This window comes from Pseudomonas sp. C32 (assembly GCF_030417915.1).
In the GTDB taxonomy this organism is placed as follows: Bacteria; Pseudomonadota; Gammaproteobacteria; order Pseudomonadales; family Pseudomonadaceae; genus Aquipseudomonas.
Map to the genome: position 1 here is coordinate 335,835 of NZ_JAUHUK010000001.1, position 14,906 is coordinate 350,740.

Consider the following 14,906-nt stretch of genomic DNA (forward strand, 5'->3'; position numbering starts at 1 on the left):
CCATGGAGTCAGAGCGGCGCAGCCTCTTGAGCCGGTTTGCTCTTGTCGATCCCCGGAACCAGCAGTTTGCCCTCGGCCACCTGATCGCCTTCAAGCTGCGGCTGCGTGACCCAGGTCAGGATGTCGTAGTAGCGACGGATGTTCGCCACAAAGTGCACCGGTTCGCCGCCACGGGCGTAGCCGTAACGGGTTTTGCTGTACCACTTCTTTTCTGACAGGCGCGGCAGGATCTTCTTCACGTCCAGCCATTTGTCCGGGTTCAACCCTTCCTTGGCCGTCAGTTTGCGCGCGTCATCCAGATGGCCGCTGCCGACGTTGTAGGCGGCCAGGGCAAACCAGGTGCGATCAGGTTCCTGGATCGAATCGTCGAGCTGCTCTTTCATATAAGCCAGGTACTTGGCGCCGCCCATAATGCTTTGCTTGGGGTCGAGGCGGTTGGACACGCCCATGGCCTGCGCGGTGTTCTGGGTCAGCATCATCAGGCCGCGCACGCCGGTCTTGGACGTGACTGCGGGCTGCCACAACGATTCCTGGTAACCGATCGCTGCGAGCAGGCGCCAGTCGACTTTCTCTTTCTTGGCATACGCCTTGAAGTGCTGCTCGTACTTGGGCAGACGCTGCTGCAAGTGCTGGGCGAAGGTGGTGGCACCCATGTAGCCGAGAACGTCGACGTGCCCGTAGTAGCGGTCTTTGAGGCGCTGCAACGTGCCGTTCTTCTTGACCTTGTCGAGGTAGTCGTTGATTTCGTTGAGCAGGCTGTTGTCATCGCCCAGCGCGACGGCCCAGCTCTGGTTGCTGGCATCACCCAGGTCAAAGGCGACACGGATGCTGGAGAAATACACCTGGTTCATCGCGACTTCGTTGGAGTCGACCAGGGTCAGATCGATCTGACCTTCGTCGACCATGCGCAGGAGATCAACGACCTCAACCGCGTCAGACTCTTCGTATTCGATGCCGGGAAATTTCTGTTTCAGCTGCGCCAGTTGCTCGGCGTGGGTGCTGCCCTTGAGCACCATGATCTTCTTGCCTACCAGATCCTTCGCATCGGTCGGCCGCGATTGGCCGTTGCGATAGATGACCTGAGGAGTCACTTCCAGATAGGAGTGGGAAAACCGCACCTGTTTTTTGCGTTCTTCGCTGCCGACCAGGCCGGCAGCCGCCAGCACCGGGCCGTTGGGCTTGCCGACCTGATTGAACAGGTCGTCGAGGTTGTCGGCGGTCTCGATCTTGAGTTCGACGCCCAGATCCTCGGCAAAGCGCTTCACCAGCTCGTATTCGAAGCCGGTTTCGCCGTTACGATCCTGAAAGTAGGTGGCGGGGCTGTTTCGCGTAACCACGCGCAGCACACCATCCTCCTTTACGCGCTCGAGCGTGTTGGGTTTATCAACACAGCCACCGAGCACCAGGAAGAGTCCGGTTGCGATCAGCCATTTGGCGTACCGCGGACGCAAAGCCGTTGGGGAAAACATCTGCGCAGTATACGCAAAGGACCACGGGCGCCATATCTCGACAGCGAGGGGGTTGTCTGCTAGACATCACAAAACCGGCCGAAACCCCACTGGAATGGGCCTTTCGTGCATTTTGTTACAGTAAAAATAAGCGGTTGTGTCACGCCTGATTAACCTGACTTTCGAGGCAGAAACACAGATCGACACTCGAGTGCAACCGTGCGTAGCGTTTCGGGTGATGTCGCGGGCGGTTTAGGCTAGAATGCACGGCCTCAAAGCACACCCCTTCCCGAGGCTGTCCCGAAGATGTTGATCCTGCGCGGCGCTCCTGCCCTTTCTGCCTTTCGCCACAGCAAACTCCTTGAGCAACTGAGCCAGAAGGTTCCGGCTGTCAGTGGCTTGTATGCTGAATTCGCTCACTTCGCCGAAGTCACCGGCGTCCTGACCGGCGACGAACAGCAGGTGCTTGCGCGCCTTCTGAAGTACGGCCCTAGCGTTCCAGTACAAGAGCCGACCGGTCGTCTGTTTCTGGTGTTGCCGCGTTTCGGCACCATCTCGCCGTGGTCGAGCAAGGCCAGCGACATCGCTCGCAACTGCGGCCTGGCGAAAATCCAGCGGCTTGAGCGCGGTATCGCGTTCTACGTGGCCGGCCAGTTCAGCGACGCTGAAGCCCAGCTGATTGCCGACGGCCTGCACGACCGCATGACCCAGATCGTCCTCGGCAACCTGGAACAGGCTGCCGGTCTGTTCAGCCACGCCGAACCGAAGCCCCTGACCGCCATCGACGTGTTGGGTGGCGGCCGCGCCGCGCTGGAAAAAGCCAACACCGAGCTGGGCCTGGCCCTGGCCGAAGACGAGATCGATTATCTGGTCAACGCCTTCGTCGGCTTGAAGCGCAACCCGCACGACATCGAACTGATGATGTTCGCCCAAGCGAACTCCGAGCACTGCCGTCACAAGATCTTCAACGCCAGTTGGGACATCGACGGCCAGAGCCAGGAAAAAAGCCTGTTCGGCATGATCAAGAACACCTACGTGATGCACAGCGAAGGCGTTCTGTCGGCTTATAAGGACAACGCTTCGGTAATCGTCGGCTCCGTGGCCGGTCGTTTCTTCCCGGACCCTGAGACCCGCCAGTACGGCGCGGTGCAGGAACCGGTGCACATCCTGATGAAGGTTGAAACCCACAACCACCCGACCGCGATTGCCCCGTTCCCGGGCGCATCCACCGGTTCCGGCGGCGAGATCCGCGACGAAGGTGCAACCGGCCGTGGCGCCAAGCCGAAGGCTGGCCTGACCGGTTTCACCGTGTCGAACCTGCAGATCCCGGGCTTTGAACAGCCGTGGGAAGTGCCATACGGCAAGCCTGAGCGCATTGTTACCGCGCTGGACATCATGATCGAAGGCCCGCTGGGCGGCGCTGCGTTCAACAACGAATTCGGTCGTCCGGCCCTGACCGGTTATTTCCGTACCTTCGAACAATCGATCACCACCCCGCACGGTGATGAAGTTCGCGGTTACCACAAGCCGATCATGCTGGCTGGCGGTATGGGCAACATCCGTGAAGAACACGTCAAGAAAGGCGAGATTCTGGTCGGCTCCAAGCTGATCGTGCTCGGCGGCCCGGCGATGCTGATCGGCCTGGGCGGCGGGGCGGCTTCCTCCATGGCCACCGGCACCAGCTCGGCAGACCTCGACTTCGCTTCCGTACAGCGTGAAAACCCTGAGATGGAGCGTCGCTGCCAGGAAGTCATCGACCGTTGCTGGCAACTGGGCGACAAGAACCCGATCAGCTTCATCCACGACGTGGGTGCGGGTGGTCTGTCCAACGCCTTCCCGGAACTGGTCAACGACGGCGACCGTGGTGGCCGTTTCGAACTGCGCAACATTCCAAACGACGAGCCGGGCATGGCCCCGCACGAAATCTGGTCCAACGAATCCCAGGAACGTTACGTTCTGGCAGTCGGCCCGGCTGACTTCGAGCGCTTCAAGGCGATCTGCGAACGTGAGCGTTGCCCGTTTGCCGTCGTCGGTGAGGCCACCGCCGAACCGCAACTGACCGTGACCGACAGCCACTTCGGCAACAGCCCGGTGGACATGCCGCTGGAAGTGCTGCTGGGCAAGGCTCCACGCATGCACCGTTCGGTGGTTCGTGAAAACGAACTGGGCGACGATTTCGATCCGTCGACCCTCGACATCGCCAACTGCGTCGAGCGCGTCCTGCATCACCCGGCCGTGGCGAGCAAGAGCTTCCTGATCACCATCGGCGACCGCACCATCACCGGCCTCGTGGCCCGTGACCAGATGGTCGGCCCGTGGCAGGTTCCGGTGGCCGACGTTGCCGTCACCGCCACCAGCTTCGACGTCTACACCGGTGAAGCCATGGCCATGGGCGAGCGTACTCCGCTGGCACTGCTGGACGCTCCGGCGTCGGGCCGCATGGCCATCGGTGAAACCCTGACCAACATCGCGGCTTCGCGTATCGGCAAGATCTCCGACATCAAACTGTCGGCGAACTGGATGTCGGCGGCCGGTCACCCGGGCGAAGACGCACGTCTGTACGACACCGTGAAAGCGGTCGGCATGGAGCTGTGCCCTGAGCTGGGCATCACCATTCCGGTGGGCAAGGACTCGATGTCCATGGCCACGCGCTGGAACGATGAAGGCGTGGACAAGTCCGTCACGTCGCCGATGTCCCTGATCGTGACCGGTTTCGCGCCAGTGACTGACATCCGTCAGACCCTGACCCCGCAACTGCGCATGGACAAGGGCACCACCGACCTGATCCTGATCGATCTGGGTCGTGGCCAGAACCGCATGGGCGCCTCGATCCTGGCTCAGGTTCACGGCAAGCTCGGCAGTCAGGCTCCGGACGTCGATGACGCCGAAGACCTCAAGGCCTTCTTCGCGGTGATCCAGGGCCTCAACGCCGACGGTCACCTGCTGGCCTACCACGACCGTTCCGACGGTGGTCTGCTGACCAGCGTTGTGGAAATGGCGTTTGCCGGTCACTGCGGCCTGAGCCTGAACCTCGACGGTCTGGCCGAAACGTCTGCCGACATCGCGGCCATCCTGTTCAACGAAGAGTTGGGCGCGGTCATCCAGGTTCGCCAGGATTCCACTCCAGACATCCTCGCGCAGTTCAGTGCTGCCGGTTTGGGTGATTGCGTGTCGGTGATCGGTCAGCCAATCAACAATGGCGAGATCGGCATCACCTTCAACGGTGACACCGTATTTGAAGGCCAGCGTCGTCTGCTGCAACGCCAGTGGGCCGAGACCAGCTACCAGATCCAGCGTCTGCGTGACAACGCCGACTGCGCCGAGCAAGAGTTCGACGTGCTGCTGGAAGAAGACAACCCGGGCCTGAGCGTCAAGCTGAGCTACGACGTCAACCAGGACATCGCCGCGCCTTACATCAAGAAAGGCATTCGCCCACAGGTTGCCGTACTGCGTGAGCAGGGCGTCAACGGTCAGGTGGAAATGGCGGCTGCGTTCGACCGCGCCGGTTTCAACGCGATCGACGTGCACATGAGCGACATTCTGGCCGGCCGTGTCGACCTGAACGAGTTCAAGGGCATGGTCGCTTGTGGCGGCTTCTCTTACGGCGACGTATTGGGTGCCGGTGAAGGCTGGGCGAAATCCGCGCTGTTCAACAGCCGTGCCCGCGATGCGTTCCAGGGTTTCTTTGAGCGCAACGACAGCTTCACCCTCGGCGTGTGCAACGGTTGCCAGATGATGTCCAACCTGCACGAGCTGATTCCGGGTAGCGAGTTCTGGCCGCACTTCGTGCGTAACCGCTCCGAACAGTTCGAAGCCCGTGTTGCAATGGTGCAGATCCAGGAGTCGAACTCGATCTTCCTGCAAGGCATGGCCGGTTCGCGCATGCCGATCGCCATCGCCCACGGTGAAGGCCATGCCGAGTTCGAAAGCGAAGAGGCACTGCTGCAAGCCGATCTGTCCGGTTGCGTGGCGATGCGTTTCGTCGACAACCACGGCAAGGTCACCGAAAGCTACCCGGCCAACCCGAACGGCTCGCCGCGCGGGATCACCGGTCTGACCAGTCGCGACGGTCGCGTAACCATCATGATGCCGCACCCGGAGCGTGTGTTCCGCGCCGTGCAGAACTCGTGGCGTTCGGATGAGTGGAACGAAGATGCTCCGCTGATGCGTATGTTCCGTAACGCTCGCGTCTGGGTTAACTGATAGCCGTGTACAAGCTCAGCTTCTTTGTTCCCGACAGTCATGTCGACGTGGTCAAAAGTGCCGTATTCGCCGCCGGTGGCGGGCGGATCGGTGCTTACGATCACTGTGCATGGCAGGTGTTGGGCCAGGGTCAGTTTCGCCCACTGGACGGCAGTCAGCCGTTCATTGGCGAAGCGGGGCAGGTCGAACAGGTCGAGGAATGGAAGGTTGAGCTGGTGGTCGCCGATGAGCTGATTCACTCGGTAGTGGCGGCGCTTAAACAGAGCCATCCCTACGAAACACCGGCTTATGAGGTGTGGCGGTTGGAGGATTTCTGATCTTTCCGCCGTTGAAACGAAAAACCCGCTGAAAGCGATTTCAGCGGGTTTTTTAATGCCCGTAGGAATGTGATCTCTGTGGCGAGGGGGCAAGCCCCCTCGCCACAAAAGCCCCAACTCAACACGAGGTCAGGGGCGAATCTCGATCATCGTGCCGTCCGGCACCAGGTTCCAGACTTCGCGCATGTCCATGTTGCGCATGGCGATGCAGCCGTCGGTCCAGTCCAGGGTGTGGAACAGGTTTTCCGGGTTTTCTTCGGTGTCCGGAGTCCCGTGGATCATGATCATGCCGCCAGGATCAACCCCTTCGCGCCGTGAACGGGCGGCGTCGCTGATGTTCGGGTAGGAAACATGCATCGCCAGGTTGAAGCGTTCGCTGACCTTGCGCCAGTCAACCCAGTAGAAACCTTCCGGCGTGCGTTTGTCGCCTTCCATCAGCTTCGGACCCGTGGGGCGTTTGCCCAGGGAAATGCGATAGGTCTTGATCGGCTTGCCGTCATTGATCAATTGCAATTGATGGGAAGACTTGAGAACCAGAATTTTCTCGATGACCTTGCCGTTCAGGGTTTCCACGGCAGAAGCCTGGGATACCGAGACGAACGACAAACAGAATAGGGCAAGCAACCAGCGCATTGAAACGATTCCCCAGGAGGTGTCGCGACTACATATATTTATAGGTGTTTTTGTAGGAGCTGCCGAAGGCTGCGATCTTTCGGCGGCTTCAGGAGTATCCAGTATGTATCAAGTGATGACAGGCTGAGCAAGCGGCGGGATCGATTCGGACCGTACGGGATAGACCTCGGTCCGCCGGTCAGCGAAGAAGCATTCTAAGGTACGGCCCACCGTGCGGAAAGCCAGCTCGTCCCAAGGGATGTCCGCTTCGTCGAATAATTGCACTTCCAGGCTCTCGGGGCCGGGGGCGAAGTCCAGGTCCGTCAGTTCGGCGCGGAAGAACACATGCACCTGACTGATGTGCGGCACGTCGATCAGGGTATAGATGCTCAGGTTGCGCACGCGGGCGCAGGCTTCTTCGGCGGTTTCACGAATGGCTGCCTGCTCGATGGTCTCGCCGTTTTCCATGAAACCGGCGGGCAGGGTCCAATAGCCGAGGCGTGGCTGGATGGCGCGGCGGCACAACAACACCTTGGTGCCCCAGGTCGCCACGCAGCCAGCGACGATATTGGGGTTCTGGTAATGAATCGTGTGACAGCTGTCGCAGACAAAACGCAGGCGCGAATCGCCCTCGGGAATGCGCTGGGTCACCGGGTTACCGCACTGGCTGCAAAATTTCATGCTTGGGTTCCTGAATGCTGCGCCTATCTTGGCGTGCGGCGGTGTCTGTCGGCAAGTTGTCGTTTCGCGACATGGGGCTGTTTCGGGGGTTGGGCGACCGCAATGATTGGTGCATGATGCAGGGTAAGGCACAGATCGAGAACACTCATGCTGGATGAGCTACTGCATCGGGTAAGTAATCATATTCCACGTACGCTGGAGACTGACCGTCGTTTCCCCGAGGCAGCGGTGCTGGTACCCATCACTCGCAGTGACGAGCCGGAACTGGTGCTGACATTGCGCGCCAGCGGGCTCTCGACCCACGGTGGCGAAGTGGCCTTTCCGGGCGGCCGCCGTGACCCCGGAGACCCCGACCTGATTTTCACCGCCCTGCGCGAAGCCGAGGAAGAAATCGGTTTGCCGCCGGGGCTGGTCGAAGTGATCGGCCCGCTCAGCCCGTTGATCTCCCTGCATGGCATCAGGGTCACGCCCTATGTCGGGGTGATTCCCGACTTCGTCGAATACCAGGCCAACGATGCCGAGATCGCTGCAGTGTTCAGCGTGCCCCTGGAATTCTTCCGCAAGGACCCGCGCGAACATACCCACCGCATCGACTATCAGGGCCGCAGTTGGTACGTGCCGAGCTATCGCTATGGCGAGTTCAAGATCTGGGGCCTGACGGCCATCATGATCGTCGAGTTGATCAACCTGCTGTATGACGCGAAAATCAGTCTGCACCAGCCTCCCAAAAGTTTTATCAATACCTGAAGCCATCATTCGAATGGCTGACATCGCGGCTGCCTGAGCCTTGAGGACAACAAGATGAAATACCGCCTGGGCGACGCCCGCGTCGAAACTCACCCGCAAAGCTGGGTGGCACCCAATGCCGTGCTGGTGGGCAGGGTCAAACTGGAAGAGGGTGCCAGCGTCTGGTTCAACGCCGTGCTGCGTGGCGACAACGAGCTGATCCTGATCGGCAAGAACAGCAACGTCCAGGACGGCACGGTGATGCACACCGACATGGGTTATCCGCTGACCATCGGCACCGGCGTGACCATCGGCCACAACGCGATGCTCCACGGCTGCACCGTAGGCGATAACAGCCTGATCGGCATCAACGCGGTCGTGCTTAATGGCGCGAAGATCGGCAAGAACTGCATCATCGGCGCCAATGCGCTGATCGGTGAAGGCAAGGAGATCCCCGACGGTTCGCTGGTCATGGGTTCGCCCGGCAAGGTGGTGCGTGAACTGACCGAGGCGCAGAAGAAAATGCTCGAGGCGGGTGCGGCTCACTACGTGCACAACGCCCAGCGCTATGCCCGCGATCTGGCCGAGCAGGAAGAATGACCACTAACGAACGCCCGGTCGCATCGCCCTGCGTGAACATTTGCGCGCTGGACGACGATGACATCTGCACCGGTTGCCAGCGTACCGTGGAAGAGATTACCCGCTGGAGCCGCATGGACAACGACGAGCGCCGCAAGGTGTTGGGGTTGTGTCATGAGCGGGCGAAGGCCAGTGGGCTTGTCTGGATGATCGGCGCAAAACCCGGGAATTGACGAACGGCTTTCACTGTAGGAGCGAGCATGCTCGCGATGAACCCGTGAACGCAGCAGGGTGTCAGGATTGCCACGTTATCGTTCACGACCATCGCGAGCATGCTCGCTCCTACAGTATCCTGTGCGCCAATCTGACAGGTATTTCCATGCTCTTCCTGATCGCCTACATCAGCAGCGTCGTGCTGATCAACTACGCCTTTTCCACCGCCCCGCATCTCGACATCATCTGGTCGGCCTGGGGTGGGCTGGTGTTTATCCTGCGCGACATGGTGCAGACCCGCTTCGGCCATGGCGCGATTGTGGCGATGCTGGCGGCGCTGGTGCTGTCCTATGCAACGTCCGATCCATCCATCGCCCTGGCCAGCGCCACGGCGTTCGCGGTGTCCGAGTGCATCGACTGGCTGGTGTTCAGCATCACCAAACGCCCGTTGCACGACCGCCTGTGGATAAGTTCGGCCCTGAGCATTCCCCTCGATACCCTCATCTTCTTCGGCATGATCGACGCGCTGACGCCGGGTGTGATCCTCACTGCCCTCGGTTCAAAGTTCGCCGGTGTCACGGCTGTGTGGTTGATCATGGCCTGGCGCCTGCGCAAACAGGCTGTCGTCAGCTGAAGTTCATGTAAAATGCCGCGCTTTCTCCCCATGGGAAGCGCGCATGGCGACGCGACCCTTGATGATCCGCATCTTGAGGACCTTCAGATGACCCGTATCGGAACTCCATTGTCGCCGACCGCGACCCGCGTATTGATGTGTGGCTGTGGCGAGTTGGGCAAGGAAGTGGTGATCGAGCTGCAACGCCTGGGCGTTGAAGTGATTGCCGTGGACCGCTACGCGAATGCGCCGGCCATGCAGGTTGCCCATCGCAGCCACGTGATCAACATGCTCGACGGTGCAGCCCTGCGTGCGGTGATCGAAGCCGAGAAGCCGCACTTCATCGTGCCGGAGATCGAAGCCATCGCCACGGCGACCCTGGTGGAGCTGGAAGCCGAAGGCTTCACCGTGATCCCGACTGCCCGCGCCGCGCAGTTGACCATGAACCGCGAAGGTATCCGTCGCCTGGCTGCCGAAGAGCTGGACCTGCCGACCTCGCCGTACCACTTCGCCGACACCTTCGAGGACTACAGCAAGGCTGTCGAAGACCTTGGGTTCCCGTGCGTGGTCAAGCCGGTCATGAGTTCCTCGGGCAAAGGCCAAAGCCTGTTGCGCAGCGCCGATGACGTGAAGCAAGCCTGGGATTACGCTCAGGAAGGCGGACGCGCCGGCAAGGGTCGCGTGATCATCGAAGGCTTCATCGACTTCGACTACGAAATCACCCTGCTGACCGTGCGTCACGTCGGCGGGACTACGTTCTGTGCGCCGGTCGGCCACCGTCAGGAGAAGGGCGACTATCAGGAATCCTGGCAGCCGCAAGCCATGAGCCCGGTTGCCTTGGCGGAATCCGAGCGCGTTGCCAAAGCAGTCACCGAAGCCTTGGGCGGCCGTGGTCTGTTTGGCGTTGAGTTGTTTATCAAGGGCGATCAGGTGTGGTTCAGCGAAGTCTCGCCGCGCCCGCACGATACGGGTCTGGTGACCCTGATTTCTCAGGACCTGTCGCAGTTCGCCCTGCACGCTCGCGCCATTCTCGGCCTGCCGATTCCGTTGATTCGTCAGTTCGGGCCTTCGGCCTCGGCGGTGATCCTGGTGGAAGGGCAGTCGACCCAGACCGCATTCGCCAACCTGGGTGCTGCGTTGAACGAGCCGGATACCGCGCTGCGCCTGTTCGGCAAGCCTGAAGTCAACGGCCAGCGCCGCATGGGCGTGGCCCTGGCGCGCGACGAGTCGATCGAAGCCGCTCGCGCCAAGGCGACCCGTGCTTCGCAGGCGGTTGTTGTCGAGCTGTAAAAACCTCTCCGGCGGGCCTATACCTTCTATGGGCATCGCGCCATTGCTCTACCTGTAGGAGCGAGCCTGCTCGCGATGGACTCAAGAACACCGCGGGGAACCAGATTCCCCCGCGTTTTCGTTAACGACCATCGCGAGCAGGCTCGCTCCTACAGGACATTTATCCATGCTCCAGGCCTGTACCCCATGAATTCGCAAAGCATCATCGTCCCGAAAATCTCCACGCTGCCGGTGCACGAGCCCCGGGCCCGGGCGATCGTGCGTTGGCTGGTGCGCAAGAACATCATCCAGGAAGAACTGACCACTTGTGGACGCACCGGCAATCGCATGGCCTATGCCATCGCCGACGGTGCCCGCGCGGTGGTCCTGCACCCGGAGGCGCTGCCGTTCGGCGAACCGGTCAACGGCCTGGAGATCGTCACCAAGCGTTGCATCTATACGCCAGCCAAGGGTTTCCTTGAAGAAGCGGGCTGCGCCGAGTGTCGCAAGGAAGTGGGCGAGGCCTTGTTTGAAAGCCTGGAAGACTGGATGCCGGGGCGCACCGATAACTTCACCTGCCCGGAATGCGGGCATGAAGACGACATCAACGGCTTTCTGTTCCTGCAGGAATGCGGCTTCTCCAACCTCGGTTTCATCTTCAATAACTGGGCCGAAGCCGGCTTCAAGCAGAGCTTTCTCGATGAGTTTGCCGATTGGCTCGATCAGCCGGTCAGTTGGGTGAAGGTCGAGTTGTAGCGCGTCTGATGGACCGCGTTATCGTTGATCGCCAGCAAGCCGGCTCCTACAAGATCACCCCAAATCCGTAGGAGCCGGCTTGCTGGCGATGCTCTTCAAATCTCCCGTCGATCACCGCGTCGATAATAGACAGAGTTTTACATTGAACCCGAGAGGGTGTCTGACTATAATGGCGCGCTTCCATTTTCCCGCTCGGGAGCCCCCGCGATGCTGCGTATCAGCCAAGAAGCTCTGACATTCGACGACATTCTCCTAGTGCCCGGTTATTCCGAGGTGCTTCCTAACGAAGTCAGTCTCAAGACCCGCCTTACCCGTGGCATCGAACTGAATATTCCATTGGTCTCCGCCGCCATGGACACCGTCACTGAAGCCCGTCTGGCAATCGCCATGGCTCAGGAAGGTGGTATCGGTATCATCCACAAGAACATGACCATCGAGCAGCAAGCTGCCGAAGTGCGCAAGGTCAAGCGTTACGAAGCCGGTGTGGTCAAGGATCCGATCACCATCGACGCCGACGCTACCGTGCGCGAACTGTTCGACCTGACCCGCATGCACAACATCTCCGGCGTTCCGGTGCTGCACGATGGCGACCTGGTCGGCATTGTCACCTCCCGTGACGTGCGTTTCGAGAACCGTCTGGAAGCCACTGTCCGTGAAGTGATGACGCCTAAAGAGCGCCTGGTCACGGTCAAGGAAGGCGCCGACAAGAACGATGTGCGTGAACTGCTGCACAAGCACCGCATCGAGCGCGTGCTGATCGTCGACGACAAGTTCGCCCTCAAAGGCATGATGACCGTCAACGACATCGAAAAAGCCAAGGCTTACCCGCTGGCCAGCAAGGACGATCAAGGTCGTCTGCGCGTGGGCGCTGCTGTCGGTACCGGTAAAGACACCGGCGACCGCGTTGCCGCCCTGGTCAACGCCGGCGTTGACGTGGTGGTGGTCGACACCGCCCACGGTCACTCCAAAGGTGTGATCGACCGCGTCCGCTGGGTCAAACAGAATTTCCCTGAAGTGCAGGTCATCGGCGGCAACATCGCCACCGGCGCTGCTGCCAAGGCCCTGGCCGAAGCCGGCGCTGACGCCGTCAAGGTCGGTATCGGCCCAGGCTCGATCTGCACCACCCGTATCGTCGCCGGTGTCGGCGTCCCGCAAATCAGTGCCATCGCCAACGTCGCCGCTGCCCTTGAAGGCACAGGCGTTCCGTTGATCGCCGACGGCGGCATCCGTTTCTCCGGTGACCTGTCCAAGGCCATCGTGGCTGGTGCTTCCTGCGTGATGATGGGCTCGATGTTCGCCGGTACTGAAGAAGCGCCGGGCGAGATCGAACTGTTCCAGGGTCGTTCGTACAAGGCTTATCGCGGCATGGGTTCGCTGGGCGCCATGTCCCAGGCTCAAGGTTCCTCCGACCGTTACTTCCAGGACTCTTCGGCAGGCGCCGAGAAGCTGGTTCCGGAAGGCATCGAAGGGCGTGTTCCGTACAAGGGCACCCTGAGCGCGATCATCCACCAGCTGATGGGCGGCCTGCGTTCCTCGATGGGTTACACCGGCAGTGCCGACATCGAAGAGATGCGCACCAAGCCTGAGTTCGTGCGGATCACCGGCGCAGGCATGGCCGAGTCCCACGTTCACGACGTGCAGATCACCAAAGAAGCGCCAAACTACCGCGTAGGTTGAGCCTTCAAGCAACAAGCTAAGCAACCGGGGCTGTTCTATTCAGCCCCGAGTTGTTTCTGAATCACGACTGTTTCCGAATTTTTTAGACGAGACTGAATCATGGCCCTCGACATTCACGCCCACCGCATCCTGATCCTCGACTTCGGTTCCCAGTACACCCAGCTGATCGCCCGCCGCGTGCGTGAAATCGGCGTGTACTGCGAACTGCACCCGTTCGACATGGACGAAGATGCGATCCGCGAATTCGCTCCTAAAGGCGTCATCCTCGCTGGCGGCCCAGAGTCGGTCCACGAAGCCAACAGCCCTCGCTGTCCGCAAGCAGTCTTCGACCTCGGCGTACCGGTCTTCGGTATCTGCTACGGCATGCAGACCATGGCCGAGCAACTGGGCGGCAAGGTTGAAGGTTCCGAGCTGCGTGAGTTCGGTTACGCCCGCGTAGACGTGGTCGGCAAGAGCCGCCTGCTCGACGGCATCGAAGACCACATCGACGCCGATGGCCTGTTCGGCCTCGACGTGTGGATGAGCCACGGTGACAAAGTTACCCGCATGCCGGAAGACTTCCACATCCTGGCCAGCACCCCGAGCTGCCCGATTGCCGGCATGTTCAACGATGCTCGCGGCTACTACGGCGTGCAGTTCCACCCGGAAGTGACCCACACCAAGCAGGGCGGTCGCATCCTGTCGCGCTTCATCCTCGACATCTGCGAATGTGAAGCGCTGTGGACTCCGTCGAAGATCGCTGAAGACGCCATCGCCCAGGTTCGCGCCCAGGTCGGCACCGACAACGTCCTGCTCGGCCTGTCCGGCGGCGTGGATTCGTCCGTGGTTGCCGCGCTGCTGCACAAGGCCATCGGCGACCAACTGACCTGCGTTTTCGTCGACAACGGCCTGCTGCGTCTGCACGAAGGCGAGCAAGTGATGGCCATGTTCGCCGAGAACATGGGCGTCAAGGTGATCCGCGCCAATGCTGAAGATCAGTTCCTGAACAACCTGGCCGGCGAAGCCGACCCGGAGAAGAAGCGCAAGATCATCGGCCGTACTTTCATCGACGTGTTCGATGCCCAGTCCAATAAACTGGACAACATCAAGTACCTCGCCCAGGGCACCATCTACCCGGACGTGATCGAGTCGGCTGGCGCGAAAAGCGGCAAGGCTCACGTGATCAAGTCGCACCACAACGTGGGCGGCCTGCCGGAAGAAATGAACCTGAAACTGGTCGAGCCACTGCGCGAACTGTTCAAGGACGAAGTCCGTCGTCTGGGCCTGGAGCTGGGCCTGCCGTACGACATGGTCTACCGTCACCCGTTCCCGGGCCCGGGCCTGGGCGTGCGCATCCTCGGTGAAGTGAAGAAGGAATACGCCGACCTGCTGCGTCGCGCCGACCACATCTTCATCGAAGAACTGCGCAAAGCCGACTGGTACCACAAGGTCAGCCAGGCCTTCGTGGTGTTCCAGCCGGTGAAATCGGTTGGCGTGGTCGGCGATGGCCGTCGTTACGCCTGGGTCGTGGCCCTGCGTGCCGTGGAAACCATCGACTTCATGACCGCGCGTTGGGCACACCTGCCTTACGAACTGCTGGAAACCGTCAGCGGGCGCATCATCAATGAAATCGAAGGCATCTCCCGCGTTACTTACGACGTGTCGAGCAAGCCGCCAGCGACCATTGAGTGGGAATGATGAGGCGACCCACAAAGCCGGCACCCTCTAGAGTTCAACGTTAGATTCGGAGGGGCGCAGGAGGGTTTTAGCCAATGCCAGTCAGTTTTGCTGACTGGCATTTTTGTTTTTGGGTGGAAAGCGCCGAAGCAAGAT

13 protein-coding genes are annotated in these 14,906 nt (G+C 60.6%); 10 read left to right on the forward strand and 3 right to left on the reverse strand.

Annotated features, from left to right (window positions below):
* Positions 1–8 precede the first annotated feature (8 nt).
* A complete protein-coding gene (mltF, locus tag QYH43_RS01580) occupies positions 9–1,469 on the reverse strand; it encodes a membrane-bound lytic murein transglycosylase MltF (protein WP_095151951.1) in 1,461 nt (486 codons plus the stop codon).
* A 285-nt stretch (positions 1,470–1,754) separates the two neighbouring features.
* Between mltF and purL the strand changes: the two genes are divergently transcribed.
* Positions 1,755–5,651 (forward strand): phosphoribosylformylglycinamidine synthase, encoded by a 3,897-nt coding sequence (purL, locus tag QYH43_RS01585; protein WP_301156011.1) that lies wholly within the window; start codon positions 1,755–1,757, stop codon positions 5,649–5,651.
* A 5-nt stretch (positions 5,652–5,656) separates the two neighbouring features.
* Positions 5,657–5,968 (forward strand): YqfO family protein, encoded by a 312-nt coding sequence (locus tag QYH43_RS01590; RefSeq protein ID WP_095058617.1) that lies wholly within the window; start codon positions 5,657–5,659, stop codon positions 5,966–5,968.
* Positions 5,969–6,097: 129 nt separating this feature from the next.
* On the opposite strand, the gene QYH43_RS01595 is transcribed toward QYH43_RS01590, so the two are convergent.
* Positions 6,098–6,601, reverse strand: a complete 504-nt coding sequence (locus QYH43_RS01595) for a L,D-transpeptidase family protein (protein WP_095058618.1) — start codon at positions 6,599–6,601, stop codon at positions 6,098–6,100.
* A 108-nt stretch (positions 6,602–6,709) separates the two neighbouring features.
* Entirely contained in the window at positions 6,710–7,261 is a 552-nt protein-coding gene (locus QYH43_RS01600; RefSeq protein ID WP_301156012.1) for an NUDIX hydrolase, read from the reverse strand.
* A 147-nt stretch (positions 7,262–7,408) separates the two neighbouring features.
* Between QYH43_RS01600 and QYH43_RS01605 the strand changes: the two genes are divergently transcribed.
* The 8 genes from QYH43_RS01605 to guaA all read left to right on the forward strand — a co-directional run bounded on the left by QYH43_RS01605 (position 7,409) and on the right by guaA (position 14,771).
* Entirely contained in the window at positions 7,409–8,008 is a 600-nt protein-coding gene (locus QYH43_RS01605) for a CoA pyrophosphatase (protein ID WP_095058620.1), read from the forward strand.
* 54 nt (positions 8,009–8,062) lie between these two features.
* Positions 8,063–8,587: a gamma carbonic anhydrase family protein gene (locus QYH43_RS01610; protein ID WP_095058621.1), complete on the forward strand. Its 525-nt coding sequence runs from the start codon at positions 8,063–8,065 to the stop codon at positions 8,585–8,587.
* The gene (locus tag QYH43_RS01615; protein ID WP_053162270.1) at positions 8,584–8,799 is read left to right on the forward strand and encodes a DUF1289 domain-containing protein; all 216 of its coding nucleotides are present in this window, start codon (positions 8,584–8,586) and stop codon (positions 8,797–8,799) included. The genes QYH43_RS01610 and QYH43_RS01615 overlap by 4 nt, the downstream gene beginning before the upstream one ends.
* Positions 8,800–8,945: 146 nt before the next feature.
* The gene (locus QYH43_RS01620; protein ID WP_301156015.1) at positions 8,946–9,413 is read left to right on the forward strand and encodes a VUT family protein; all 468 of its coding nucleotides are present in this window, start codon (positions 8,946–8,948) and stop codon (positions 9,411–9,413) included.
* A gap of 87 nt (positions 9,414–9,500) precedes the next feature.
* Positions 9,501–10,682 (forward strand): formate-dependent phosphoribosylglycinamide formyltransferase, encoded by a 1,182-nt coding sequence (purT, locus tag QYH43_RS01625; RefSeq protein ID WP_301156017.1) that lies wholly within the window; start codon positions 9,501–9,503, stop codon positions 10,680–10,682.
* Between the two features lie 186 nt (positions 10,683–10,868).
* Complete coding sequence (locus tag QYH43_RS01630; RefSeq protein ID WP_301156019.1) at positions 10,869–11,417, forward strand: sugar ABC transporter ATPase; 549 nt, start codon at positions 10,869–10,871, stop codon at positions 11,415–11,417.
* 207 nt (positions 11,418–11,624) lie between these two features.
* A complete protein-coding gene (gene guaB, locus QYH43_RS01635) occupies positions 11,625–13,094 on the forward strand; it encodes an IMP dehydrogenase (RefSeq protein ID WP_095058625.1) in 1,470 nt (489 codons plus the stop codon).
* A 99-nt stretch (positions 13,095–13,193) separates the two neighbouring features.
* Positions 13,194–14,771, forward strand: coding sequence for a glutamine-hydrolyzing GMP synthase (gene guaA / locus QYH43_RS01640; RefSeq protein ID WP_095058626.1), 1,578 nt, complete (start codon positions 13,194–13,196; stop codon positions 14,769–14,771).
* The last annotated feature ends 135 nt before the right edge of the window (positions 14,772–14,906 follow it).